Origin of the sequence: Streptococcus sp. 2018037 (genome assembly GCF_019754195.1) — a bacterium.
Classification (GTDB): Bacteria; Bacillota; Bacilli; order Lactobacillales; family Streptococcaceae; genus Streptococcus; species Streptococcus hashimotonensis.
Genome location: NZ_JAIJZQ010000006.1, coordinates 78,779 through 104,270 on the forward strand (window position 1 = coordinate 78,779; position 25,492 = coordinate 104,270).

Annotated in this window: 20 protein-coding genes, 1 tRNA gene and 1 other RNA gene; 5 read left to right on the forward strand and 17 right to left on the reverse strand. The window is 40.6% G+C overall.

Features of this window, described 5'->3' with window-relative positions; genetic code table 11:
• Positions 1–248 precede the first annotated feature (248 nt).
• The 9 genes from K5Q29_RS03890 to prmA all read right to left on the reverse strand — a co-directional run bounded on the left by K5Q29_RS03890 (position 249) and on the right by prmA (position 16,335).
• Positions 249–1,073, reverse strand: a complete 825-nt coding sequence (locus tag K5Q29_RS03890) for a class C sortase (protein ID WP_172699575.1) — start codon at positions 1,071–1,073, stop codon at positions 249–251.
• The gene (locus K5Q29_RS03895) at positions 1,070–1,927 is read right to left on the reverse strand and encodes a class C sortase (protein WP_105138856.1); all 858 of its coding nucleotides are present in this window, start codon (positions 1,925–1,927) and stop codon (positions 1,070–1,072) included. Before K5Q29_RS03895 ends, K5Q29_RS03890 begins: the two co-directional genes overlap by 4 nt.
• On the reverse strand, positions 1,905–2,792 hold the full coding sequence (locus K5Q29_RS03900) for a class C sortase (RefSeq protein ID WP_044768085.1): 888 nt from the start codon (positions 2,790–2,792) through the stop codon (positions 1,905–1,907). Before K5Q29_RS03900 ends, K5Q29_RS03895 begins: the two co-directional genes overlap by 23 nt.
• Positions 2,793–3,063: 271 nt before the next feature.
• The gene (locus tag K5Q29_RS03905) at positions 3,064–3,918 is read right to left on the reverse strand and encodes a prealbumin-like fold domain-containing protein (RefSeq protein ID WP_044768084.1); all 855 of its coding nucleotides are present in this window, start codon (positions 3,916–3,918) and stop codon (positions 3,064–3,066) included.
• A 23-nt stretch (positions 3,919–3,941) separates the two neighbouring features.
• Positions 3,942–5,891, reverse strand: a complete 1,950-nt coding sequence (locus K5Q29_RS03910; protein WP_172699576.1) for an isopeptide-forming domain-containing fimbrial protein — start codon at positions 5,889–5,891, stop codon at positions 3,942–3,944.
• Between the two features lie 44 nt (positions 5,892–5,935).
• On the reverse strand, positions 5,936–13,282 hold the full coding sequence (locus tag K5Q29_RS10670) for a SpaA isopeptide-forming pilin-related protein (RefSeq protein ID WP_239515172.1): 7,347 nt from the start codon (positions 13,280–13,282) through the stop codon (positions 5,936–5,938).
• Positions 13,283–14,507: 1,225 nt separating this feature from the next.
• The gene (locus tag K5Q29_RS10675; protein WP_044763406.1) at positions 14,508–14,630 is read right to left on the reverse strand and encodes a hypothetical protein; all 123 of its coding nucleotides are present in this window, start codon (positions 14,628–14,630) and stop codon (positions 14,508–14,510) included.
• Positions 14,631–14,633: 3 nt separating this feature from the next.
• Positions 14,634–15,380, reverse strand: coding sequence for a 16S rRNA (uracil(1498)-N(3))-methyltransferase (locus K5Q29_RS03925; RefSeq protein ID WP_105138857.1), 747 nt, complete (start codon positions 15,378–15,380; stop codon positions 14,634–14,636).
• Between the two features lies 1 nt (position 15,381).
• Positions 15,382–16,335, reverse strand: coding sequence for a 50S ribosomal protein L11 methyltransferase (gene prmA, locus K5Q29_RS03930; RefSeq protein ID WP_105138858.1), 954 nt, complete (start codon positions 16,333–16,335; stop codon positions 15,382–15,384).
• A 229-nt stretch (positions 16,336–16,564) separates the two neighbouring features.
• Between prmA and K5Q29_RS03935 the strand changes: the two genes are divergently transcribed.
• On the forward strand, positions 16,565–16,678 hold the full coding sequence (locus K5Q29_RS03935; protein ID WP_015647538.1) for a putative holin-like toxin: 114 nt from the start codon (positions 16,565–16,567) through the stop codon (positions 16,676–16,678).
• 160 nt (positions 16,679–16,838) lie between these two features.
• Here K5Q29_RS03935 and K5Q29_RS03940 read toward each other — a convergent pair whose 3' ends face one another.
• The 3 genes from K5Q29_RS03940 to K5Q29_RS03950 are packed head-to-tail and all read right to left on the reverse strand — an operon-like array spanning position 16,839 to position 18,001.
• Positions 16,839–17,192, reverse strand: a complete 354-nt coding sequence (locus K5Q29_RS03940; RefSeq protein WP_029173673.1) for an ASCH domain-containing protein — start codon at positions 17,190–17,192, stop codon at positions 16,839–16,841.
• A 1-nt stretch (position 17,193) separates the two neighbouring features.
• On the reverse strand, positions 17,194–17,664 hold the full coding sequence (locus tag K5Q29_RS03945) for a DUF3013 family protein (RefSeq protein WP_105138859.1): 471 nt from the start codon (positions 17,662–17,664) through the stop codon (positions 17,194–17,196).
• Position 17,665: 1 nt separating this feature from the next.
• Positions 17,666–18,001, reverse strand: coding sequence for a MazG nucleotide pyrophosphohydrolase domain-containing protein (locus K5Q29_RS03950; protein WP_105138860.1), 336 nt, complete (start codon positions 17,999–18,001; stop codon positions 17,666–17,668).
• Between the two features lie 69 nt (positions 18,002–18,070).
• On the opposite strand from K5Q29_RS03950, the gene K5Q29_RS03955 reads away from it, so the two are divergent.
• The 4 genes from K5Q29_RS03955 to K5Q29_RS03970 all read left to right on the forward strand — a co-directional run bounded on the left by K5Q29_RS03955 (position 18,071) and on the right by K5Q29_RS03970 (position 21,057).
• Complete coding sequence (locus tag K5Q29_RS03955) at positions 18,071–19,357, forward strand: replication-associated recombination protein A (protein ID WP_105138861.1); 1,287 nt, start codon at positions 18,071–18,073, stop codon at positions 19,355–19,357.
• A 101-nt stretch (positions 19,358–19,458) separates the two neighbouring features.
• Positions 19,459–19,652, forward strand: a non-coding RNA gene (gene ssrS, locus K5Q29_RS03960) — 6S RNA.
• Between the two features lie 8 nt (positions 19,653–19,660).
• A tRNA-Lys gene (locus K5Q29_RS03965) sits at positions 19,661–19,733 on the forward strand.
• A 478-nt stretch (positions 19,734–20,211) separates the two neighbouring features.
• Positions 20,212–21,057 (forward strand): hypothetical protein, encoded by an 846-nt coding sequence (locus K5Q29_RS03970; RefSeq protein ID WP_105138862.1) that lies wholly within the window; start codon positions 20,212–20,214, stop codon positions 21,055–21,057.
• Between the two features lie 197 nt (positions 21,058–21,254).
• Here the strand turns inward: K5Q29_RS03970 and nrdG are convergent, their stop codons facing one another.
• The 5 genes from nrdG to nrdD form a co-directional block, all read right to left on the reverse strand.
• A complete protein-coding gene (nrdG, locus tag K5Q29_RS03975) occupies positions 21,255–21,812 on the reverse strand; it encodes an anaerobic ribonucleoside-triphosphate reductase activating protein (protein ID WP_002939123.1) in 558 nt (185 codons plus the stop codon).
• A 186-nt stretch (positions 21,813–21,998) separates the two neighbouring features.
• A complete protein-coding gene (locus K5Q29_RS03980; RefSeq protein ID WP_105138863.1) occupies positions 21,999–22,493 on the reverse strand; it encodes a GNAT family N-acetyltransferase in 495 nt (164 codons plus the stop codon).
• A gap of 1 nt (position 22,494) precedes the next feature.
• Entirely contained in the window at positions 22,495–22,701 is a 207-nt protein-coding gene (locus K5Q29_RS03985) for a metallophosphoesterase (RefSeq protein WP_105138864.1), read from the reverse strand.
• Positions 22,702–22,851: 150 nt separating this feature from the next.
• Positions 22,852–22,986: a hypothetical protein gene (locus K5Q29_RS10680; RefSeq protein WP_002939130.1), complete on the reverse strand. Its 135-nt coding sequence runs from the start codon at positions 22,984–22,986 to the stop codon at positions 22,852–22,854.
• Positions 22,987–23,077: 91 nt separating this feature from the next.
• Positions 23,078–25,249 (reverse strand): anaerobic ribonucleoside-triphosphate reductase, encoded by a 2,172-nt coding sequence (gene nrdD / locus K5Q29_RS03990; RefSeq protein WP_205032574.1) that lies wholly within the window; start codon positions 25,247–25,249, stop codon positions 23,078–23,080.
• Positions 25,250–25,492 lie beyond the last annotated feature (243 nt).

Sequence of the window (25,492 nt, forward strand, 5' to 3'; positions counted from 1 at the left end):
GAAATCCAGCTAAGCTGTCTGTGTTTTTCTTTTATTCCCATTATTTTGGACTAATTTCTTAACCAATTTTCGTTAATACTCAATGAAAATCAAAATCAGACTAGGCGACGCAGATGCAGATAGAACTGAAGTTCATCAAATCAAGTTAACAACGTCTGCTTTTGATTTTCGAAGAGTATAAATTCATACTCACTAGGAGGAAGCCTATCTTTGTTTCAACCCTCTTTTGACCAAAAACGCCCTTCATCCTACCAAATACAGATTCTAATAAAACGGTAAAGGATATAAAGCAACAAGACCCAACCAAACATCGTCAGGTAAAATACAAGACTGAATGAATATTGCTGAAACTGCTTTATTTCACGTTGACTGGTCTGGCTCACTTCATCAGCTTCCTCTATTACATCTGATTCGCGATAAGCATTGACTAACAAGCGATAATCAAAAGGAGGAATTAGTGGATCACATGTCAACAAGGTTACCATATCCTGACTCTCAACAGGTAATAACTTTTGCCAATCTGTTGCTTTTATCACTTCTGTATTTTTTACCAAATACGTCAGCGTCCTCCCGCCAACCTCAATAAAAATCTTATCACCTTCTCTCAACTCTGACAGTCGGAAAAATCTGAGATCATTGTACCAACTACGGTGACCGGCAATGACACTTCGTCGACCTATTCCACCTATAGGTAAAGCTGTTCCTATAACAGAAGCAACTCCATCATTTAAATGTTCACTGGTTGCCCCAACATAAATAGGTTGTCGAATTTCAATTTTTGGAATACTCAAATAACCAATTGCCCCTTCCATTAATTCAGAAGATAACACATCGGTACTATTTGAATCATTTTTCTCTGCAAAGGGATCAACTGTGGGTAAGTCACCACCACTAACCTGTTCCCCATAAGCCTTAATTTCTTCGAGTTGCTCTGTCGAAAAGAATTTAGAATTCCTACGATAAGACTGATACTGTTGGAAAACTTGAAACTCCTGCACTGACATATTTGTCAGTAACACTAAAGGAAGCAACAAACCAACCAACATGAAAATATATCCTATTCTTTTCATCATTTCATTTCCCCCTTTTGACACTTCTTCCTACGGAGAAGATGGAGGATAATAACAATCACTACTATGATTAATAGGGCTACCAAGTAGGATAGCGTTAGCATATCCAAAAAGAATGCCGGTTTTTGCTTGATGGCAACTTTCGGCTCATAAGGAACGCGATGTCCACGTACCAACAAACGATGACTGTTAATCATATAAGGAGTACAGGTTAGCAAGGTTGCATAGTCTTTTCCGTTTTGAACTATAACAGGATCAAAATTATTCGGTTCAACAACTAAAATCTGGTCCACCTCATAAGCCAAGACCTCAGCTATATTATGAATGTAGAATTGATCCCCAACTTTTAAATGATCGAGATTGGTAAATAGCGAAGCATTAGGAAGACCACGATGCGCCGTAATCACAGTATGAGTACTTTCTCCACCAACTGGCAAGGAGGAACCTTCCAAATGCCCCGCTCCTTTTTGTAATACTTCCTCAGTTGTACCAGCATATATAGGAATTCGCTCGTTGATTTTCGGAATTTCTACAAAACCAATTTTCTCCTTCACCTCAAGCATACGAGCGTATTCCACTACCCCAGCCTTCTCTTCTTCTGTGTAAGGATCTTGCAATTTGTGAGGTTCCAAGGTCTGGTTGTAGGCCCTAGCATGCTCCAACCTTTTCAGAACTTCTTCACTCGGTAACTGTTGTGCTTGTTCATAAAATGATTGGATTTTATAATCAGAGTCATAACGATAATAATATTGAGAAATCCACGGATACAGCGTCACTACTAAACCAAAGAGAAATAAAAGCTTCAAGAGTATGGACTGTTTAGACATTCCCTTTCTAAGTTGTGAACGTTTCATCATTACTCGTCACTTTCTTTTTATTTTTCCGCCTTTTTGTTAATAAGAAAATCAGTAAAATACCGACAAACATTCCGAGCGCATAAAGAAGATAACGAATAAGAATACGCTTCTCTGCATTTTCAGACGCTTTAAGATGCTCTTCTGCAACATAAGGAATACGATGGCCGCGTACCAATAAACGGTGCGTATTCACCATGTAAGGCGTACAGGTTAGCAAGGTTGCATAGTCCTGCCCAGGCTTGACCAGCAATTCCTCAAATTGAGTTGGTTCAGCAACCACTATTTGATCTACTTCATACGCTAATGTTTCTACGATATTGTGAATGTAGAAAGTATCACCGATTTTTACCTTCGTTAAGTCTGTGAATAACCGAGCTTTGGGTAAGCCTGTATGAGCCGTTAAGACAGTATGGGTATCGCTCCCGCCAATCGGTAAGGATGTTCCTTCCAAATGCCCTACACCTTTTTGAAGAACGGTCTCAGAAGTTCCTGCATAAACAGGAAGCTTGACCTCAATTTTTGGAATTTCAACATAACCTATCTTTTCATGCAATTCCAGCATCCGTGCATACTCTACCCGTCCAGCTTCATGTCGTGATTTGGTATACGGATCCTCCGAAACCACATTATTCAGACTCTCATTAAAAGCTTGAGCCAAATCCATTCGTTCCTTAACCTCCTCAGAAGCTAAGGTCTTTTTTTCTTGGTCGAAAGAATTAGTCAGCTGATCCGACTCATATCGATAATAAAAATTAGAAACATGAGGATAAAGTAAAATCCCAAATCCAATCAAAAATACCAAGTAAAAGGGGATATTGCTTTTCTTTTTTCTCTTTGTAGTTTTTCCCGATTTTTTCTGTATCATAATCCGAACTTTATTATTCTTCCATTGTCTTTCTACTGCATTGCAAAGCTAATACTCAATGAAAACCAAAAGTAGCCTGGGAAACAAAGCCGAAGACAGAACTGGAGTTCATCAAGGCTAGTTGACAACGGATAATTTTGATTTTTGAAGAGTATAAAATCCCCTACATTCTACTTTTATTATACCATAATCCAACTTTAAAACGAAAAATCCCATTGCCCCAGATTCAACCTGACAATGGGATTTTCCCTCTATTCTAGTCTGTCAAACGTTATCGCTTAGTATAAGTTACCAAGCGATAACCTAGCAAGAAGAGCAAAATACCGGTAGATAAAACTGCAATTACCACCACATTTCCTGTATATGGAATTTCAATTCCAGGAGGTGTAACAGGTTTATTCTTAATCTTAATGATCTCGGACACATGTGAATCCGAGGTTATTTCAAAAGGAATCGTATCTTGAGATAAAATGTAGCCAGTAGGGGCCTTGACCTCTTTTAAGTAGTAAGTACCATAAGGAAGAGGACCTACCACAAACTGACCATTCGAACTTGAAGTGACGTGATAAGAATTGCCGTCGACTATCACTTCCTTCAATTCTCCGCCTACTTCCTCAAGAACCGCAAACTCTGCCCCAGATAAAGGGGCGGTGCTGGTTGATACCTTTAAAAACGGCTTACTACCCTTTTCTTCGCTAGGTCTCCTGACCTTAGCCTCAATCTTTGTAACACCTCTACCTACATTCATCAAGAATGGGATAACTTCTAGACTCGTAGGCTTTCCTACTTGCCGAACATAATACCATCCCTTAGTCAATCCTCGAAAAGTGGCTTGACCTTCTGGAGAAAGAGCTTGAGAAGAAATTGGCTCACCATAGAGACTGGTCAACTCAGACCGACTTTTTTGATATAAAGAATCTGCCAACTGTTCAGAAGAAACGGGTTCTTCTGAAGCGATGTACCAAGCCTCCAAACCCGTCGAAACTTGACTGGCATCTATTCCATTAGGGAGAGGAATATGAACCTGAACATCAAAAGAATCTTGCGCTTGGAGTGAAAGCGAGGGCAATGATAATACACACATTATAGCGACAAGGCAACATATTATTTGTCTTACTGTTTTCATCTGCCCCTCCTTTCTAGTAATAATTAAGCTTCTTCAGATTGACGCTTTTTCATCGCGATAAAGGCAAATACCATAGTACTCAAACCTACAATTGTGAAGACAAGTGTACCGATACCACCCGTTTGTGGAATGGTTACTTTTTTGTTTTTGATTTGTTGGAAGTTATCTGCTGTCAATGCATCTATTGTACCCCACGAACCTACTCCTACAGTAAATTTCACAGGCGAAGTAGGGAGAGCGAATCCTTCTGGAGCCTTGGTTTCAATAAGTTCATACTTACCTTCTTTAAGACCTTTCACTTCAAACTTACCATCTGTTGATGATACAAATGTAAACGCACCTTCCTTAGTACCTACCCAAATCCATTGCATGTTCATCTTTTCGTAAGCAGTGTCGCGAGCATTTTTCTTCTGCTTAATTTCATCAGTTTTAGGATTGTCTGTTGTGGCTGATTTAACAGTAGCTAAATAATCAGCTTCCGCTGCTTTATAATCTGCGATTTCTTTTGCTTGTGTTACTGTATCTTTCAAAGCAAGATATGACTCTTCACCATCTTTACGAACGATGAATTCAGCACCTAGAAGTTTTTCGCTACTGTCCAAATCCTTATCATCTGTCTTCACAAATCGTTTACCGTATGTAACAACTTTTGGTTCTTCTGGTACAAGCGGACCTGGGTTAGGGTTCTTATTGTTTTTTACTTTGATTGTACCTGCATCACCATTTGAGTAGCTAGGAAGCGCCCCTGGAACGCGAGTTTCTTCGATTACAATGTATTCTTTAGCACCATCAAGACCAGTTAATTTTCCAGTATTAACACCTGCTGCAAGTTTAATTTCACCTACACGTACACCAGTTCCTTTTTCATATACACCGAATACAACTTCTGTTTGGTTTACACCAGTATCCCATGTTTTGTTAACAATAATTTCACCATTTGGTGGAGTTGTTGATTTTGGCTCAGAAAATTCACTTGGACGGTTACCGTAAATCAATTTTACTTGGTTAGGGATCTCAGTCTCTACTTTCGCTGAGTCATTTAAAGTAGCCTTATAAGTCAAAGTGAATTTCACTTCTCCATTCTTAGCAGCAGTTTCCAATCTCGCAAGACCGTTATCATTCAATTTCACCATGAATCCACGTACAGTTTGTATCAATGTGTAATCTGTATTTGCTACAAGGTTAAGACCTTTATCATCTGCGATTTGTAGTGAGTTTAGCTTGAAGTCAAGACCTTTAAGCATGGTATCTTCCCAAGCAAATGTCTTGTAGGCTGCATCTTTTGGAACAGTTGTCGTGATTTTATAGTCAATATCGTCTCCAATATTCACACCTTTTGTATCCTTAGAACCGTCACCAAAAGTTTTTGTGATTTCAGGTTTGTTTTCAGTGTTCTTTGGATACACATGAAGAGGAGTTTGGGTATCAAAGTATCCAGAACCATCTGTTTTAGCCTGTGGCAATTCAAGCTTGAATGGTACAGCTTTCATACCAGTCAATTCACTACCATTTTGGTTGTAGTATGGTGACTTTTCTTTATCTTCAGTGAAGATATAAATCCCATTAGCTAAAGTGAATGTTGCACCATTAATTTTTGTAAGCACACCATTTGGATAGTTTAGGTCAAGTTTGTAGTTATCATTATCACCAGCAATACCAAGTTCAACACCTGTCTTAGTACCTTCGGCTTTTGTCTCGACTTTTTGCCATACTTTGAAGTTTACTCCCTCAACTTCTTTCGCCGAGTTACCGAAATAGCCCTGCAAGTTAGTAATTGAATTACCATTATATTTGGATAAATTTTCTTCATAAGTAAATTTATTGAAATCGTCATTATTCATTACGATTTTGTGAACAATAACGGTTGTGCTAGCCGTATCTTCGGCATGGACTAAGTGTTTAATATTTATCAGTGAACCGAGCACCGTTAGGAACACAGTAAACACCGAAAATAATTTCGTCAATTTTTTCATTGTATACTCCTATTTTTTATTTCTTATTTTGTTTACATTAGGAACTATCTAGTATATTTCCGACGTTGCTCAACGGCAAAAGCAATGAACATCATCACCCCCCCTAATGCAATATATGGAATGATACCCATACCACCTGTTTTCGGATATTCTCCTTTGCGGAGGTTTTTCACGATAATCAGGTGATTATCCATATTGTCTAGACCGACGAGGTCCTCTCCATCTTGGATAGAGATAGCCCCATCTGCGCCAATATTAATGTGGAATTCTTTCTCAATCTTTTGATAGCCGTCAGGGGCTACTATCTCTTTCAAGATATAGGTTTTCCCTACTGCTAAATTGTCAAAGAGGACTTCATCCCCTGTTGTAGTCGTTGTTTTTACAACTGCTGTCGCTTGAGGATTGTCACTTTCTCTTAGTTCAAACGTTGCTACAAGACGTTGCGTAGGATCGCTATAAGACCGTTTAGCAAGTTTGATGTGGGTTGTTTGTTTTGTATTCTTCATGTTAAAGAGAATAACATTATCGCCATCTACCCTTTCAGCTAAGGTAACCTGATTATCTCCATTATGAAGTCTGGTCGTTCCATCATGGTTTATCTGGAAACGGTATTTCTTAGGATTTAATTGATATCCCGTTGGCGCAACAGTTTCTTCCAAAATGTAGTAACCAAAACTCAAAGATGTTTCAAAGAGACCATTTTTCGTCACACCACTAACAACTTCGGTATCCTCAACACCATCATTGTTTGGATCACTGTAAATTTTAAATGTTGCACCATTTAGAAGGTGATTCTCGTCACGATTATCTGTTTTTTGGAGTCTGAACTTAAATTGCTTGAAGTTCTTGATGGTGATCTCAAGGGTAGCACCTTGTGACGTATCAACTGTCACCATATTCGGATCTGACTCTAAAATTTGTAAACTACCATCTGGTCGGATTTCAAATTTGGTATCTTGTAATTGATTAACAGGGCGATAGCCTCCCGTAGGAACAACTGTCTCTTTCAAAATATAGACGCCAACTGGCAAGTTCGAGAAGGTGATACTGTTGTCAGCATTATCTGTATTTCCCTTCATATTAACACCATCAATTACAACTGGATGACCAGCCTCTGTAACAAGTTCAAAGTGCGCATTTAAACCAAGAGTCGGATGGTGATAATCACGTTTTTTGATTTTAAGATTGTACCTACGCTCGTTATTTTTCACTTTAATGCTGATCGCATTTGCAAGAGTACCACTAACACCAGGTAAATCTGTTACACTAACCGAATTAGTTTGATTTAAAACCCTAAAACGTGTCACAGCTTTCTGTTGCGTTACCGCATAAGCTTGCGTTGTTTCGTATAACTCCAACAATACCGGTGCACTCAAACCGTCATAACCTTCTGGTGCTTGTGTCTCTACAAGAACATATTTGCCAAGCGCTGTCGCAGTTAATCGTGTCAAACTGCTTTGACCTGTAAATGTCAAGGTTTGTACGAGATTGGTATCGTCAAGAGAGGCGCTTGATACAGTTGCCTCTGTTGTACTATCGTCAACTTTATAGAGCTTAAAGGTAACAGGTTTTGATATTTGCTTGTTATTCGCATCTACTTTCTCAATTTTGAACTCTGGATTTTCGATGTTACCGATTTTAATAACATTAGCGGCAACATCACTTCCACCTGCTTCAATCGTTTGGGTAGCATCTCGAACACTTACCTGCAATTCTCGGATTCCCAACCATCTATTTGTTCCCGTCTGTAGATTCCGTACACGAATGTATTGAGCATAGATATCTACAGTCTGAGTAAGGTCGGTCTCGGTGAAATTACCAATTGATTGATAGGTGATACCATCCGGTGAATACTCAAGGGCATAGCTATCCATTTTGTCATGGTCACTACCGTTTGTGGTATTTTTACCTTGAGCAAAGCGAATTTGCGTTACGCGCTGAGGCGAACCTAAGTTCACTCCCCACCATTGTCCCTCATTCAAAGTCGAACTTGAGAGTTGGTACAAGGCACCGGTTGTCAAATCACCGTCCAGCGCCTTATCTTCTGTACTAGAGCCATAGGTAGAGGCCATAGCAATCTCTGCAGATTTTATCACATGCAAACCACGTGCTATGTGACTACTTGTATCCGAGTCAGAGTAGAAACGGACACTGCCATCCCTATTAACATAAATCGTGTAGTTTTCTGTCGATTTGATATAGCCAGATGGGGCTTGTGTTTCTGTCAGAGTATAGACCCCAGGCTGGAGGTTTTCAAAAACAAAGTCTTGGTTTGCAGCTTGCTGTTTGACAATGGTGACGGTCGGATCGTCATTCTTTGTCAAAGTAAAAGTCATTTGTCCAGTGATAAGGTTGGTCAAATCACTAATCCCTTTAACACGCTTGCTAACTTTGAATTTTCCGAGTGGATAGTTCTTGACTTTTATCGTAATCGTATCTGGCGAGCTCGTCGTCACATCAATACCTTCAAGATAATCACTATTCACTTCTACTATACCATCTGCCCGAATAGTGAATGGTACCAAACCTGATAAGCCGATATAACCCGATGGAATTTTTTCTTCTTTGATATAGTAAGTTCCTGGGGCAAAGTTTTTAGAAAAGCTGAACTCTCCATTGTCAAAGCTTGAAATTTGCCCATCAATTGCATTTCCTTGGCTATCCGTAATACCAATACGTGTCTGCACAGTTACTTTCTGTCCAGTCAGTGCATCAATTTTCTGAACTTTAACTTTATAAGTTGGAGGGCGGTTAATAATACGCTCACTAGTACCAGATTCAAAACTGATAATTCCAGTCTCAGATACCGTAAATCGTGCCGCAGCTGTTGTTAACTTACTATAACCTGCTGGCGCACTAGTTTCCCAAAGTTCATAGGTTGTACCACCTTGCAAGTGGTCCACACGGAGCTTGCCTTGACTATTTGAAGTTAAGCCTGTTAGAACTCGTTTGTAGCCTGTTTGGGTTATCTGACGAAGCTCAAACACTGCATCTGCGAGTGGCTGACCTTGCTCATTTACCTTGGTGAACTCAGTACTAAAGTCCTCGTCAACAACATTTATACTAAAGTTTCCGTTGACAACTTCTACCGCTCCCGTCTGTGTATTGGAAGTGTCTGTTAATTTACGTACTTTTAGCTCTCCGTTTTCCTCATAAACCTCAATATCAAGAGGAGGAATCGTTTTATAACCCGCAGGAGCTTTTGTCTCCGTCAAAGTATACATACCTTTTGCGAGGTTAGAGAAAATAAACTGACTTGCAGGAAGAACTTCTCCTATTGTGACATCATAATTTCCACCATTTTTACTCTGCAGTCTAAAGACAGCTCCTTTCAATGGCTTACTTTCACCAAATTCAAATTTATTGATTTGAAGTGTAGTTGATTTAGTATTAACAACTTCTGTTGGCTTATTGACATCGTATTTTTTCCCATCAATGGTAATATTTTGATTATCGGTTACAACAATAGTGTGCTCTGTCGGATCTAAGATATAGCCAGGTGGTGCACTAGTTTCTTTAAAGGTGTAGGTACCAGCTAAGAGTTCTGAGAAGGTGAACTCACCATTGGCACTACTTCGAACTGTTTGGTAAGGTCTCTTATTAGCATCGTATATGGTGAAAACTGCACCTTCAAGGGCTTTCTTTTGACCATTTTCATACGCAACTTTTTTCAGCTTTAAACTGTACCAGTCTGTCGGATAGGCGCCACCACGTGCCGTAGTTTCTGCCGCACGGCGGTAAATATAAGTTGCACCTTTCACACCAGTATTGTAGGCCCTTATCGCACCATTGTAATAGTAGTAAGTATTTGTTATTCTTACTTTGCGCATTTTGATACGAGCGACGATTGTCTTATTCCCAATGTTTTCGTAGTAAAACTCAAGCGTATGAGTAGAGGTGAAATTATCAAAGGCTGAATTTGAGTGTCTCTCTGGCTTAATATAAACAGCCACACCAATATCAGTTCCCTGAACTTGGTAGTGATACTGGGTAGTTCCTCTGATAGTAGAAGTTCCTTTTAAAGTCATCTTTACTGGATTCACATAAGAAGCTGCTGCAGTTCCATCCGCGATAAAGAACTCTATATCTTTCGGAATACTCGATGCAACATTACCGTCTGAATAGAGTGCCATTCCTTCATGGATATAATCCCAGAATTTATGTCTACTTGCTAAAATACCAGCATCAGCATTTCCTCCACCAGTATTAAACATCAAGTCCCACGTGATGTAGTCTTTCCCTTGCTCATACTCGTATTTGTTCACTCCATCAAACTGATGAAGATCCCCTTGACGAGAGCCATTATTTGTAGCATTAAGAGTACCAGCCGTCGTGACTGTCTTATCACTATAAGAGAAGGCTCCTCCCGAGTAACTCCCTTTAAAGATTAGTTTTTTCGTTAAGAGTGTTGACCGGGCATTTTCACCCTCATACCACTTTGGCAAAACTGGGTCAACACCTGTAAGATACGGACCTCGGAAAGAAGTATCATTGTTCTTTTGAATGATATTACCTGTTTCGCCTCCAATGGTATACCAACCGCTATATTCTGAAACAGAGTAAGCATTCTTCGTCAAGACAAACTTAAGTTCTCTTTCCTTCGTATGATAGACCTTTGCAATCTCTCGACCGCTATTATCATAGACTGGAGTCCACTCCTGATTTGGATTGGCTGGGTGTGCCAATTTCAGTTCTTCTGGGAGCTGAACGGTAAAGCTATCCCCCTCCTGAGCATGCGGTGGGAGTTTAAACCCAAGTTTCAACGATCCACTAAATCCCCCCCAAACAGTACTACCACTTTGGTACTTAATGTAGTTAATGTCAATTGGCTCAACAGAGGTAATCCCATAATTGGTAGGAAGCCCCGAGGAATCTGGCTGGATAGTTGAAGACTCGTCTTTCTTGTTATTAAAAAGATAAGTCAGGCTTTCGAGATCAAATATAGCAGATGTTAAGATGTAACCATCTGGTACAACCTCATTTACTTCGTAGGGAATCCGCTTCTTCGTCGCTGTCGAACCTGTCCCTGAAAATTTAGGAACATCATTTACCGTAATAGCTGACTGATCTGCAGACAGTGTTTGGGTTTGATCGATTGTCCCACCAGTTATTTTAAAGGTAGTAGTCACTGGTGTAGCTTCGTTCACCCAATTCTTCTGGATTTTTATATCACCCTTCAGCGCCTCCAGTTGTGCTCCTGAAATGGTGTGGTTAACTTTTTCATCTTTCACATTTGTCACTGTCTTAACCAAAGCGACCGCACCTGCCGGAACATTGTCAACCGTAATCTGGTTCCCAGACGTAATGACCTTTTCAGCTTTAGTTTCAGTATAGGTTCCATTACTTGGTTCATATATATAAACCTTATATTCATGGACAGCTTGTGAGCTATCTAGAGCAACATCAAATGTAAAACTTTGGGGTGTCGACGTATCATTTAGTTGTGAACTAGTCCATTCGATGACCTTATCGTCATTATCACGATACTTACCAATTGTACGATTGGTATTGGAAGTATTGACCGTATCTACTTTTAAGTCCCCTAGAGGACCACCATCATTTTTAGCTGGAAGCGTAATGGTGTCTGCTGTTGATAAGGTACGTGTTTCCGTCTGAGTTAGGGTAACCGATGTGCCATTATAGGTAAGCTTGCTACCCTTTGGAGCATTAACAGTTACTTCCGACCGATAATCCAAACTATAGTTATCACTTGGAATCACCACAGGAGTCTCAATCGTATAGACATACGTCCCGTTTCCAACTGGTAAATTATCAGTAGCCGACTTAAAATTATCTGAACTACCGAAGTATGTCGTATTAGTTGTTATCGGAGTGCCATTTTTCGTAATAGAAATAATTTTAGGTTCACCCAAACCAGAGTCAGTTGTTGTTGAGAAAGCATTTCTAATGGAGGTGATATTGCTATTGGCACCGCCTACCGTAGTAGTGTATTCCCAAATGATTTTTGTTGTATTGGTAGTGGGGTCAACCACTACCTCTTTTTTCTTCAAGACACCATCTTGTGAATAGCTTTGATAAATACCTGGAATTGAAATTGTAATAGGTTTAAAAATGTATTTTATATTTGACTCTTCACGCGTGATGGTTGTTGTTTTATTCCCGAATACGGTGGTCGTTGTAGTGGCATTTGCATTTCCTGTCACAGTAGGATTATCAAATAATGAAACATCAAGTAGCGAACGTGCTACTCTCGCTGAACGCGGCATCAAAGATGAATCCAATATTGAGTTCAGCATAAGTCCTTCTAAAGGATTTTTAGGGAAGTTGCTAATTGAGACGTTTTGTCTTGATTGAGCTACTGTTAACTCCACTACTTCTTTTGTGGCAGAAATCTCATAACCATCTATGGTAGATTTTTGAATTACCGCATAGTTTCCCAACGGAAGATTTGAAATCGTTAGGAGACCATCTTTATCTGTCTGACCAGTATAAACAAGATTTTCACTTTCTACATTACGCACCTCAAATGTAGCACCTTCGATGGCTTCATTTTCAGCATCCTCAATGCCCTCTTCTTGTTCAGAACTAGATTTTGTTAATTTGATACAGATAACTCCTCGTTGTTCGACCAAAGCATCCACAGATTGCTCTGACTCTGGAACTGTTGAACTTCCTTGTGATTCTGGATTGTCAGGTACATTTTCTTTTGTTTCAGAGACGGGTGGGTCTTGAGAAGGACTTACTACATTGACATCCTCAGTAGATGAAGGCTTTTCATTAACTTGAGAATACTCCTTAAAGACACTCGGTTCAGCTTTAAAATATGCGATATGATCCGCAGCTACTACCGCTACTAACTCCCCCTTAATAACCTCACTAACCTTGGTAAAACTTAAAGTCAGACTTACATTATCTGCCGAATAATCCAATTCTGTTGTTGGCAGCAGTCTATAGGAATGGTAGTTTTCTCCATACACTGGAAGTTCTTCTACAGTTTTTGACAATACATCTAATTCATTTGAAAGAGAGCGTTTTTCTGTCTCACTCTTTGTTATAGCTAGGTCCTTCTCGTTATATGACTCATCTAGTTTCCAACCTTTTTCTAAATCATCTTTCTTTAACTCTAGCCCTTTTTGAGTGATAACTACTATACCTTTTTCGTTAAAATTCTGTGTAGCTAAACTCTGCTTATCTATTGTAATTTTTTGACCTATAGTCTTTGGACTAGACAACGATTCTACTAACTCAATATTTAATCTATCTTTGTCCTCCTTTTTGTCTTCGATATAGGTGCGTCTTATTCTTGAAGCACCATCGGTCGACAAACTTTCTGCCATGATACACATCGCATCTGTAAAACTATACGTGCATAGAAAAAAAACTGACATTAAACTAGCTAATTGAACTGCTTTCTTTCTAAATTCTATCATCTCGTACTCCTTGGTTTGTGTCTAAATCTGCTAAAGTTGAGATACAGGGACATTATCTTTTTCGGTTCTAAATATAAACAAAATCAACTTTAATACTTATTAAGCTTACATGAAATTGATAGTTCAAATACCATTATTTCAATTTACTATAATATAAATAGCAAATCGCCGTAAGTTCCCTGCAATCTTCCTCTAGTTTTCACTTTTTACAATAACACTTATACAGATTTTTTCCATATACAATCTTACTTGATTTCCCTCTAAAATCAAGCGACATTTAGCGAGAAACACAGAAAAAATAGAAAAAGAACATCTGGAAATGACAAGAGTCACCTTAATATAAAAATAACCATATTTCAAAAAATATGCATCACACCATATTACATTTCAAACACTGACTCTCTAATGAGTCTAGGACAAAAAGAGTTGTTTTTTTGAAATACCTCATCTGGTCATTCTGCAGATTGATAAACAAAACAAAAAACGAACAATACTAGTTTCTAGATACCCTAAAACTAATTTTGTTCGTTTTTATATATAAAATTATACTTTTTCTCAAAATCATTAAGAGACTAATTTCGGATTCGATTGAATAAAAGATGTAGCTTAAATATTTCGGCGACGCTATTTTAGTTGTAAAAAACTCATATTTCCGAGCTAATATATATGAGTCTTCCCTGAATTCTTGATAAAGAATTCCCGAACTACCTAAAAAGGACTTTTCACCTTTTAGCCTAACATGCATGAATAAAAAATTACTCACAGGTAATCTAGCACAAATAATAGCCCAGCTAGGTAAAAAGTACAACGCCACTTCTTTAAGTTAGTATCAATATCTCAGTGCAGTAGTTGATTGCTCTAGCAATCTGAGAGAATTGCTTGAGGTTAGAAATTGAACAAACAAAGTTTGTGCTGAGACAGCCCAAGAAACTGTTTCAGCCTGACCCTAGAAATCAAAAGTGAGGTAAAAAAGTTGGATATAGGATTTGTAAAGAAAATCACAGCAATTCGTATTTTATAGTCTTTTAATTTACTTTTAGTATGAGGCAATGAGCCACAGGCATAACTGAAGTTAGGCAAGGATAAGAAGACGGACTCTACTAGGAATAGTCGTCTTTCCCACTTGCCTGGTTTTTTATCAGAATCAATTTCATTATTGAAACCAATTACCATTTAACTATCTATACCCCAATAATCAAAGGATTCTAACAGGTTCAAGAAAGACTCAAACATTCCCCATCGTCAACCCCGACTGATGCCGTTCTTTCAGTAAATGTCCAAACCAAGACTCTAGCAAACCTGCCAGGGCAATGACCACCGTATTGATAATCGTACCTAAAGCAAACATGGACTACCTCATCAATTCCGTCGCGTAGCTAATGGCAGAAAGGGCGTAGAGTGGAGCCGTCTCCGCTCGTAAGATACGAGGACCCAGACCTGTCTTGACCGCTCCTGCTCCTTCAAATGCGGCTACTTCCTCAGGCGACACGCCACCTTCTGGACCGACAATGACAAGGACTGATTGGCCGAGTTCTAAGCCAGACAAGATTTTTACTAGATTAGCTTGTTCACCTTCTTTGGCAGCCTCTTCGTAGGCTAGGATAATCTGGTCAAATCCTGCTAGTTGAGCTAGAAAATCCGATTTTTTCTCAAACAAGCGAACAGCTGGAACGCGATTGCGTTTGCTTTGCTCGGCTGCGCCTTGGGCAATTTTTTCCAACTTTTCTGCTTTTTTTGCCAGTTTTTTACCGTCCCATTTGACCACGGACCAGTCAGCTGGAAAGGCCCAGAGGGCTGCCATGCCTAACTCCGTTGCCTTTTGGGCGACAAATTCGAGCTTATCTCCCTTTGGAAAGCCCATGGCAATGGTCACGGAAACGGGTAATTCAACATTATCTGCCAGTTCTTCGATAATCTCAACAGATTGGCTCTGACTGTCCACTACACGCGCCAAGCGTTTGATCCCGTCATCAAATACCAGGACAATCTGGTCGTCTGCCTGCAAGCGCATGACAGAAAACATATGCTTGGCAGTGTCCTTATCCTTAATCTGGAAAAGGCCCTGCGGTGCTCTGCCATTGACAAAATACTGCTGCATCCTAGCCTCCAATCACACCTGAGCGGTCAGCTGTTTTCTTGAAGATACAGCAATTCCACTCGCCCTGAATCATGTGGGTTTCGAGGAAGAAGCCTGCCGCCTCCGCAGATGCTCGCACCATGTCCCACTTGTCCGCGATGATGCCGCTCATAATCAGGTAGCCCTCGTCCTTGACCAGACGGTAGGCATCCTCGGTCAGATGGATGAGAATATCCGCCAAGATGTTGGCAACGATAACTTCCGCTTTAATATCAACGCCACGAAGCAGGTCGCCTGCTGCGACATGAATATTGCTAGTATTGGCATTGAGGTCAATGTTTTCCTGAGCCACACGCACCGCCACTTCATCTAAATCGTAAGCAAAGATTTCCTTAGCCCCAAGAAGAGAGCTAGCAATAGAGAGAACGCCTGAGCCTGTACCAACATCGATAACCGTTTCGCCACCACGCAAGACCTGAGAAAGAGCAAAGAGGCTCATCTTGGTGGTTGGATGAGTACCCGTACCGAAAGCCATGCCTGGATCCAGACGGATAATCTTCTCACCAGCAGTCGCCTCATAGTCGGTCCAAGATGGCACAATGGTCAAATCGTGGGTAATGCGGGCTGGCTCATAGTATTTCTTCCAGTTGTCCGCCCAGTCTTCCTCTGTCAGTTCCTGACTTTCTAGGCTGACCTGACCCGTTTCCAAGCCAAAGCCTGTCAAATCCGCCAAGCGAGTTGCTAAGTCTGCCTTAACTTCCTCAATATCTACAGTATCAGGATAATAAGCCGTAATCGCAATCATATCTGACTGCTCCACCTCGGGATAAAGTTCACCGAAACGGTCCTCCTGTCCCACATAGTCAGCCGAGTCGCTAATGGCCACCCCCTGACTGCCCGTTTCAATCATGAGATTTGAAACTGCTTCTTCTGCATCACGATGAACGTGAATCGTTAATTCTTGCCATGAGTTCATGTTTCTTGTTCCTTTTCTTTTCTATGCGTCAATCACTGTATTATTGTACCGATTTCTAGCCTATTTTACAAGTTAATGTTACGCGATGGAGCCCTAATAATACTTTTTCGGAAATTTTCTAATCGCACTGCGAATAAACATGTGTAGGAAAGTTTGAGACGGTGGTTCCAAGTTTCTGAACGGAGGTGATGCCCATGAAAGTGGACAGCAAATCTGCTAGAAAGGAGGAATGCTTTTGTCCGTAGCTGATGGACTGATTGTCATGCTCACATTCGCAAGTCTACTTGTTGAAATGCTGAGCTTGATAATCGTCATCATTTTAGCTATTCGAGATAAAAAATAACCGTCAGCAAACTTTGACACAGTTCTGACGGTTATTTAATCTAACGAACTGAACCACCGTTTAGCGGTCCTACTGGGCGTTGAGCTGGAACTCAGCGCCTTTTCTATTTTTATAATAGCAAAAGTTTCACCTGCAGTCAAGCAAGAGAGAAAACGGAATGTCAAATAGAATCTATTACCCTCAATTCTATACCTACTGCACCATATTGTTCTAACTGTTCTCGCGAATAGTAAACTTCCATATCTTCTGGTTTCGCCCCTCTGATGCTGCTTTGCGTATACCCACAAGACAATAAATCCAGTTCTTTGTATAACTGAGCAAAATTATCAAATATGTGAAGATCTAATACTTGCACCTCGATCGTTTGCGTCTGATTCTCTGTACAATAAAAACGGATGCGATCTCCAATTTGTATATGCTTGCGCTTCTCATCGTAAAGTCGTAGCTCAATGGTCTTCTGACCAGACTTCATCATTTCAAAAGGCTTTGGAGCCAGTAACATTTCATGAACCATCTCAATACCTCGGATATGGGTAAAATTCCCCCTCCACCAAGTCTGCTCTGCCTTTTTCAAAGGCCTCGCTATCCCAAGCAATCGCGAATTCTTGGGCTTCTGGGTCCGCCAAAAAGTCCATGAGGTCGTCTAAACCTTGGTCGGCGGTATCCTTGAGGAAATCTGCGAAGTAGGTCAGAAACTCTGCTGAAAAGCCCTTCTTGGCATCAAATGGCAGAGCGACCAGGTAGTCTTCCTCGTCAAAGCGAGACTTGTCCTGGTTGTAGAAAAGGACATACTCCTCTAGGAAAATATCCTCTGCAGAGGCATTGCCTTCGTCGTCCACCGTTTCAATCCCATCCGCATTTTGTGCTTCTAAGATGAAGGCCAACTCAACCGCGTGGTTTTTCTTGTCCCAGTTGAGTTCATAATCGTAGGTAAAATGTTTATCCAGTGCCGCTTCCAGCACATCTAAAAAGCCATGTTTTGCCATTCTATTTCCTCTTTTCTATAAATTCCAATAAATTTATTTCTCGACCGTATTTGACGGAAGCCTGCTTGTCTTTCTTCAAAATGGACTTGGTTAAATCTAGTTGATTCACCGCTGCCAAGGCTACAGCATAGTGAATAACATCAGCTAATTCTTCTGCCAGACGAGCAGAGTTGTCGTCTTCGCAATCCATCATCTTGCGGCCTGAACGCTGATTCAGTAGCTCTGCCACTTCACCAATTTCTTCCACTAATTTCATAAAGAGACTTTGCTCTGGAACTGTCGTCCCATAGTGGTCACGCAAGTATTCTTCCAAAACACCCACCGTCAACTCCGCCATCTTCGTTTCTCTCCAAATCCTAAAATTGTAGTATAATGATTATACCATAAATGCACTGAAAGGAAGCCTATGCCAGCCAATCTCGCCCTTCGTATGCGGCCAAAATCCATTGATGAAGTCATCGGTCAGGAACACCTGGTCGGTCCTGGAAAGATTATCCGTCGCATGATTGATGCCAATATGCTGTCGTCCATGATTCTCTACGGTCCGCCAGGGATTGGCAAGACCTCGATTGCATCCGCCATTGCTGGTACGACCAAGTATGCCTTTCGAACCTTTAATGCCACGACGGACAACCAAAAACGCCTGCAGGAAATCGCTGAAGAAGCTAAATTTTCTGGCGGCCTGGTCCTCATGCTCGATGAAATCCACCGCCTCAACAAGACCAAACAGGACTTTCTGCTTCCTCTCTTGGAAAATGGCAATATCATCATGATTGGGGCAACGACGGAAAATCCCTTCTTCTCAATTCTGCCTGCCATTCGCAGTCGAGTGCAGATTTTTGAATTACAACCTTTGCAAACCAGCCACATCCGACAGGCCTTGGAACTGGCTCTGACAGACAGTGAACGTGGTTTTGACTTCCCCATTACCATTGAGCCTGAGGCTCTGGATTTCCTAGCCAACGCCACCAACGGTGACCTACGTGCTGCTTACAATTCGCTAGAATTAGCTGTGCTTTCGACCAAGGAAAGTGATGACGGTAGCCGCCACATTGATCTGGACGCCGTGGAAAATAGCCTGCAAAAGTCCTACATCAGCATGGACAAGAACGGCGATGCCCACTACGACATCCTCTCGGCTCTGCAAAAATCCATTCGGGGTAGCGATGTCAATGCCAGCCTCCACTACGCCGCTCGTTTGATTGAGGCGGAAGACCTGCCTAGCCTGGCTCGTCGCTTGACGGTCATCGCCTACGAAGACATCGGCTTGGCCAATCCAGAGGCTCAGATTCATACGGTGACGGCCCTTGAAGCTGCCCAGAAAATCGGCTTTCCAGAAGCACGGATTTTGATTGCCAATGTGGTAGTCGATTTGGCTCTTTCTCCCAAGTCCAATTCTGCCTATCTGGCTATGGATGCAGCTCTGGCTGATTTGCGGAAAAACGGTCATCTACCTATCCCAAATCACCTGCGGGACGGGCATTATGCTGGTAGTAAAGAGCTGGGAAATGCCATTGGCTACCAGTATCCGCATGCCTATCCTGAAAAATGGGTGGACCAGCAATACCTGCCCGATAAGTTACTGAATGCGGACTACTTCACCGCCAACGACACCGGAAAATACGAGCGTGCCTTGGGTATGACCCAAGAAAAGATAAAAAATTTGAAAAAAAATAGACGCCAAAATCCTTGATAGAACTGGTTTTTTGGCACATATCCTTTGACACCGCTTACATTTTTGCCATTTTTCTCTTGATTTTTCAAAAAAAAGTGGTATTATTAAATCATAAATAAGAACTGCTGTGGTATACGAATTCATACCTATGTGTTGACCGACTATTTTTGTATTACTAGGGAGACAAAGATCCTCTGACAGTATGCAAGCTGGCACACCCAGAAGCAACTAAGTTAGAAACGCGTCACCCACCTGCTTTTAGCGTGCGGGATCAATACAATCCATGGATAACCGGTACCAATACAGCATTTTTATTTTTTACCTTCCTTAGCTCAGCTGGCAGAGCAGCGGACTCTTAATCCGTGGGTCGTAGGTTCGATCCCTACAGGGAGGATTGGTTGATATGAGGAAAGTCTTGATTTATCAAGGCTTTTTCTCATTTTTGGAGTGGATTTGTTCTACGCTTCATTTTTTAAACTTTTCTTCATTAAAAGTCACCAATCTACGAATTTCATCATGATTCTCAACTTCTATTTCCTTCATAACGAATAATCAGGACAAAGCCATCAGTCATATGTATAAGGATTGTACCGACTGCTTAAGCCATAAACTCTAGAATAGCGATGAATTTGTTACATTTTACCTAACAATAACGTTGCGCGTTTGTTTATTGCGGTTTGACTTTTTGAACATTTACAGGTATAATAAATGTGTTTTTCTTTTTATGTAGGTATTCGCTAAACTAATCTAGCGCAAGCTATCTGATGCACCAGACTTGGATAAGCATGTAATATCAATATGAATAAGCAAAACAAACGAGCACAACATTTAGTCTAATTTAACATAATAAGTTTATATGAAGGAGAATAATTATGAATGAACTATTAGAAAAATTAAAAAGCCTAAACTCCGATAAAAACTACACAATCGAAACCGATGAATTGTCAATAAAAAACAACACAATTTTAACGAGAAACAATTGCATACAAATTAATAATATTTCCATGCTCTACAAAAGTGAATTGCAATCCCCAGTTACGTTGATGGATTACATTATCTTAATAGTACTATTCTTTATCAGCCTAATCCCACCATTCATTGGTGTATTGTTATTAACGTTGTACGGTTTCATAGTCTATTCCAAATATAAAAAGCATTTAAAAGACAAATATTACATTATTTTTAACTTGGGTTCCAGTAAAAACTACTACCTCTTTTTTAAAAATAGCCAGTTTCGCAATCAGGTTTTCAATGCTGTTACAAAATCATTTGATAGCTCACTGCAGAACAATTTTTTAATTGATATTAAAAATGAAAAAATCGAAAATCAAACTGTCTTTAAATCAGGAAGTACACAAACAAATGTTTCAGGGGATAATAATGTCTTAGGAAATAATAATACAACAGCCCATAACGGAGATGCAATATCAAATTCAAACATCATAAATAACTCAAAAAATGTAGACACAAATATCAATGATATTCCATGGGATGATATTAGTTTAAGCTTACAAAATATCATATCTGAAAATCAATACATCCTGTCTGAAGGAATTCTTTCCGTTTTCACTCAATTGTTAGAGGCAAGCAAGGAAAAAAATAATGATAAATTTCAAGATACTGTTTCTAAAAACCAGAGTCTTCTAAACAACAGCATGATAAAAGATATTATTGCTGGAACCATGGCAGGACTACTCACAAACTTTTTGATTCACTAAAAAGCTCCATAATCTCTGTTGTGAGATTACCCACTACACAAGCTATAGAATCAAAATTTATTCAAAAATAGAGGCTAGATAAAAGCTCAAAAAATAGAAAGACGCATAAAATCAATGTTTTTAGCAATATGATTTTATGCGTTTTATAATACAGATTATCTCAATATTTGAGGTGAAATTTAAGTCTATGCTAACCTCTATTTTTTTAACTTATCCCACAGGACAACTCGTTTTTCCTGTAATGATTTCTGTACATCGATGATGCGTTGATTCGATGAGCCTCGAAATTGCAACATGAGATTGCGCTTGGTACGGTCATAGCGGCCGTCAACTAGAATATCTAAATAGGATAGTAACTCTAACTTATCCGGAGTTTCTAACATCATTTCTTCCCATGTGTAGCCTGTCCAAGACCAAATATCCTTTTCTGGCAGTTCTTTCCGAATTCGCTTTACGAGTGGGAGGACCGTGCCTGTGTTCAGAAAAGGCTCGCCACCCAAGAGGGTTAGGCCCTGCACATAGGGCTGACCCAAGTCTGCTAAAATGCGGTCTTCAAGCTCCTTGGTATAGGGAATCCCAGCTTTAAAAGACCAGGTTGCAACATTGTAGCAGCCCTCACAGTGAAACAGACAGCCACTAACATATAGAGAGCAACGGACTCCTTCTCCATCCACAAAGTTAAAGGCTTTGTAGTCCATTATTCGCCCTTGACTAAGTTCCTCGCTCTTCCATTCTTGTGGTTTAGGATTATTCATTTCAAATACCTGAGCATAAGCAAATGAAATCTGATCGTTTGGATGAATTCCGTTTTACCAGTACACAGACTGTTTTTATCCATAAATGGTACTTCCAATGCTTTAGCTCGGATTGATCCCAGCAAGCCTAGTGCAGAACCAATCTCAATTCCTTTCCTGTTTTGATTCAGTAGTTTGTCACTCCCATTAATCCTCAATCCAGTATCTTTCTACCCCGTCTCGAACATCTTCCAAAACCCCACCACAAGCCACAATCGTGCGGCGACTGGCTTGATTGTCTGCCGAGCAGGTCACGAGGACCTTGGCGATATTTTTACTAGCCGCCTTCTGCAAACCAAGTCGAAGTTGTTCCTTGGCATAGCCCTTTCCTCGCTCGGTCGGGCGAACGGAATATCCGATGTGACCGCCTTTATTGAGCAGGAAATCGTTGAGCCGTAGGCGTAGACTGAGAAAACCAAGGGCTCGACCTGTTTGGTCAAATGATACATATTGAATGGAAGGAACAAAACCGTCTGGTAGATTGAGACCTGCCTCATAATCTTGGTTTCTCAAAATCCAGTCTTCAAAGTCGACATCCCTAGAGATAAAACCTCCGTCCATAGCAGAGTCTGCCGCTTCAAACTCGGCCAACATATCCAAAATCGTTTCCTTATCCGCCACAGTTGGTCTTCTTAGTTCCATTCTAGCCTCCGTATTGTCTCTTGAAAAATTCGCTGATAATGTCAATATCCAGTCCCAAGTCCTGCACAATTTCTGCCTTGTGGAAATCATCATAGTTGTCCTTGCCGCTCCAAACAAAAGAGTTGGTCACAATCTGATAGACCTTGTCTAGCTCGACTGCTCTGCCATTGACCATAAAACCCTCACCGCCTGGAACAATGCCCCACATCTGAGGGTGGAGACCGGTCTGTAGGTCAGAATCCCCTTTTTCTCATTACCATCCCGAATGTTCGCAATCAGCTGTGCCTTCTTTGGAAAATTCTCCATGTAGGAATGCATATCATTGGTATGGAGAATACTAATATCTGTATAGTCCATACTATTTTTTCTTGTTTTTTGCTTGTTTGAGCAATTCCTGCACACGCGCTTTTTTATCCTGCTTCACATTAGAATTCTTCTCATGATAGCGTGTCACCAGGGCCTTCCCCTTATCGTCTAGTTGATATTTTCCCATTGTTTTCTCCTCCTTTTTATCTCTTGTTCGTTTATAATAAACTTCCACAGCTAACTGGAACTGTGGAAGCTCTACATAGTCTGTTTATTACTTATAAGCTCGACCCATTCATGTGTTTCACACGCGCCGAAATTTCCTTGTGACGACCTTTTACCATCGGACGTGCCTGTGGATTGCCTAGATACCCACAAGTTCGTTTAACAACATCTACCAATTTAGGATCACTATTTCCGCAACTTGGACACTTGAAACCACGCTCCGTAGGCTCAAAATCACCTTCAAAATCGCAAGCGTAACAATGGTCAATCGGAGTATTGGTCCCCAAGTAACCTACACGGTCATAGGCATAGTCCCAAACTGCTTCCAAGGCCTTTGGATTTTGTTGCAGCACAGGGTATTCACAGTAGTGGATAAAGCCACCGCTGGCACCTACAGCAGGATAAATTTTCTCAAAATCCAGTTTTTCAAATGGTGTTGGATTTTTACGTACATCATAATGGAAACTGTTAGTGTAATATTCTTTATCCGTAATGTCCTTTACAATGCCAAATTTCTCTATATCCATACGGCAGAAGCGGTCTGTCAGGCTTTCAGATGGTGTCGAATAAACTGAGAAATGATAACCATATTCATCCGACCAATCTTCAACCAAGGTTTTCATTTTCTTGATAATATCCACCGTGAAATCTTTTGCCTCTGGGTTGGTCTCCCATTCGCCACCGTAAAATACTGTCGCAACTTCATACAAACCAATGTAGCCCAAAGATACGGTTGCTCGACGATTTTTAAAGACTTCATCTACTGCGTCTGTCTTAGCCAAGCGTTTGCCGAATGCCCCGTATTGATAGAGAATTGGAGCATTGGCTGGAATTGCTTCCTTCACTCGTTCCACTCGGTAGACCAGAGCATCCTTGGCAATGGCCATGCGTTCTGCAAAAATTTCCCAGAACTTATCCATATCTCCTGCAGACTCCATGGCAATCCGTGGCAAATTGACGGTCACGACACCTAGGTTCATACGACCAGATGTCACATCCTGCCCATTTTCATCCTTCCAACCTTGAAGGAAAGAGCGGCAGCCCATTGGCACCTTGAAGGAACCTGTCAACTCAACAATCTTGTCATAAGAAAGCATATCTGGATACATACGCTTGGTTGCACATTCAATCGCCAATTGCTTGATGTCATAGTTTGGAGAATCTGGCTCCAAGTTCAATCCACGCTTAACTGTGAAAATCAACTTAGGAAAGATAGCTGTCCGACCTTCGCGCCCCAGACCCTTGATACGAATGTTCAAAATCGCTTTTTGAATTTCTCTCTCAAACCACGATGTCCCTAACCCAAAACCGAGTGAGGTAAAGGGTGTTTGTCCATTGGAAGTAAAAAGGGTATTGATTTCATACTCCAAAGACTGCATAGCGTCATAGATGTCTTTTTGCGTTTTAGCACGCGCATATTCTTCTTGCTTGTCTGCTAACACCCAATCCTTGGCATCTTTCAAATGCTTTTGGTAATTGAGTTCCGCATAGGGCGCCAAAACTTCATCGATACGGTCAGCTGAGCAACCACCATATTGACTAGAAGCCACATTGGCAATGATTTGTGAAATCTGAGCCGTAGCTGTTTGAATTGATTTTGGACTTTCTACATCCGCATTTCCTATCTTGAAGCCCTGTGCCAACATCCCTTTAAAATCAATCAAACAACAGTTAGTCATTGGTGTATAAGGGCTGTAATCCAAGTCGTGATAATGGATGTCCCCCTTTTGATGGGCATTGGCCACATGAGCTGGCAATAATTTGAGACCGATAGACTTGCCGACAATACCTGCTGTCAGGTCCCGTTGAGTGTTGAACACATCCGCGTCCTTATTGGCATTTTCATTGACCACAGACTGGTCCTTGCTCAACAGCTTATGAATCTCAAAATTAATATCGGTAGCCTGATGACGGCGAAAATCACGGCGTGTTCGGTATTGAATATAAAGCTCCGCCAAATCATATAAATGAGCCTTTAACAATTCCTGTTCAACGACCGTTTGAATTTCGTAAATTTGAACATCTTTCTCAAATCGGCGACCAATTTCAGCCAAAACAGCTTCTAATACAATTTTTAACCCTGCCTCTGAAACAGGATGTTCTAATTCTTGGTTCGCCCGCTGAAGAGCAGAAAAAATCTTATCCTGGTCAAAGGATACTGTCCGTCCATCACGTTTCAAAACCAATAATTCTATACTCGGTAAGACATTTTCTTGCACATTCATCTGACAAACCTCCAAAATTCTTCACTTCTATTAGTGTAGCACTTCACAAAATAAAAATCAATATCTAGTATACAAAAAGTTGATTTTCTTTTTTTTACACAATATATAGTTCATATTGAAAGTTCTATAATGAAGTTAGCCACCTTACCTTAGTCAAGAATTAGATGTTTCACTATGTTTGAGTAAGTTGATGATTTCATTTGATAACAGGTTTGAAGCTGTTAGGCTAGGTGGCCAAGGCTA

Bases quoted from the DNA above. Each gene is read 5' to 3' on its own strand.
- K5Q29_RS03890 (WP_172699575.1), bottom strand. From the start codon at position 1,073: ATGATGAAAAGAATAGGATATATTTTCATGTTGGTTGGTTTGTTGCTT.
- K5Q29_RS03895 (WP_105138856.1), bottom strand. From the start codon at position 1,927: ATGATGAAACGTTCACAACTTAGAAAGGGAATGTCTAAACAGTCCATA.
- K5Q29_RS03900 (WP_044768085.1), bottom strand. From the start codon at position 2,792: ATGATACAGAAAAAATCGGGAAAAACTACAAAGAGAAAAAAGAAAAGC.
- K5Q29_RS03905 (WP_044768084.1), bottom strand. From the start codon at position 3,918: ATGAAAACAGTAAGACAAATAATATGTTGCCTTGTCGCTATAATGTGT.
- K5Q29_RS03910 (WP_172699576.1), bottom strand. From the start codon at position 5,891: ATGAAAAAATTGACGAAATTATTTTCGGTGTTTACTGTGTTCCTAACG.
- K5Q29_RS10670 (WP_239515172.1), bottom strand. From the start codon at position 13,282: ATGATAGAATTTAGAAAGAAAGCAGTTCAATTAGCTAGTTTAATGTCA.
- K5Q29_RS10675 (WP_044763406.1), bottom strand. From the start codon at position 14,630: ATGTTTGCTTTAGGTACGATTATCAATACGGTGGTCATTGCCCTGGCA.
- K5Q29_RS03925 (WP_105138857.1), bottom strand. From the start codon at position 15,380: ATGCAGCAGTATTTTGTCAATGGCAGAGCACCGCAGGGCCTTTTCCAG.
- prmA (WP_105138858.1), bottom strand. From the start codon at position 16,335: ATGAACTCATGGCAAGAATTAACGATTCACGTTCATCGTGATGCAGAA.
- K5Q29_RS03935 (WP_015647538.1), top strand. From the start codon at position 16,565: ATGCTTTTGTCCGTAGCTGATGGACTGATTGTCATGCTCACATTCGCA.
- K5Q29_RS03940 (WP_029173673.1), bottom strand. From the start codon at position 17,192: ATGGTTCATGAAATGTTACTGGCTCCAAAGCCTTTTGAAATGATGAAG.
- K5Q29_RS03945 (WP_105138859.1), bottom strand. From the start codon at position 17,664: ATGGCAAAACATGGCTTTTTAGATGTGCTGGAAGCGGCACTGGATAAA.
- K5Q29_RS03950 (WP_105138860.1), bottom strand. From the start codon at position 18,001: ATGGCGGAGTTGACGGTGGGTGTTTTGGAAGAATACTTGCGTGACCAC.
- K5Q29_RS03955 (WP_105138861.1), top strand. From the start codon at position 18,071: ATGCCAGCCAATCTCGCCCTTCGTATGCGGCCAAAATCCATTGATGAA.
- K5Q29_RS03970 (WP_105138862.1), top strand. From the start codon at position 20,212: ATGAATGAACTATTAGAAAAATTAAAAAGCCTAAACTCCGATAAAAAC.
- nrdG (WP_002939123.1), bottom strand. From the start codon at position 21,812: ATGAATAATCCTAAACCACAAGAATGGAAGAGCGAGGAACTTAGTCAA.
- K5Q29_RS03980 (WP_105138863.1), bottom strand. From the start codon at position 22,493: ATGGAACTAAGAAGACCAACTGTGGCGGATAAGGAAACGATTTTGGAT.
- K5Q29_RS03985 (WP_105138864.1), bottom strand. From the start codon at position 22,701: ATGTGGGGCATTGTTCCAGGCGGTGAGGGTTTTATGGTCAATGGCAGA.
- K5Q29_RS10680 (WP_002939130.1), bottom strand. From the start codon at position 22,986: ATGGGAAAATATCAACTAGACGATAAGGGGAAGGCCCTGGTGACACGC.
- nrdD (WP_205032574.1), bottom strand. From the start codon at position 25,249: ATGAATGTGCAAGAAAATGTCTTACCGAGTATAGAATTATTGGTTTTG.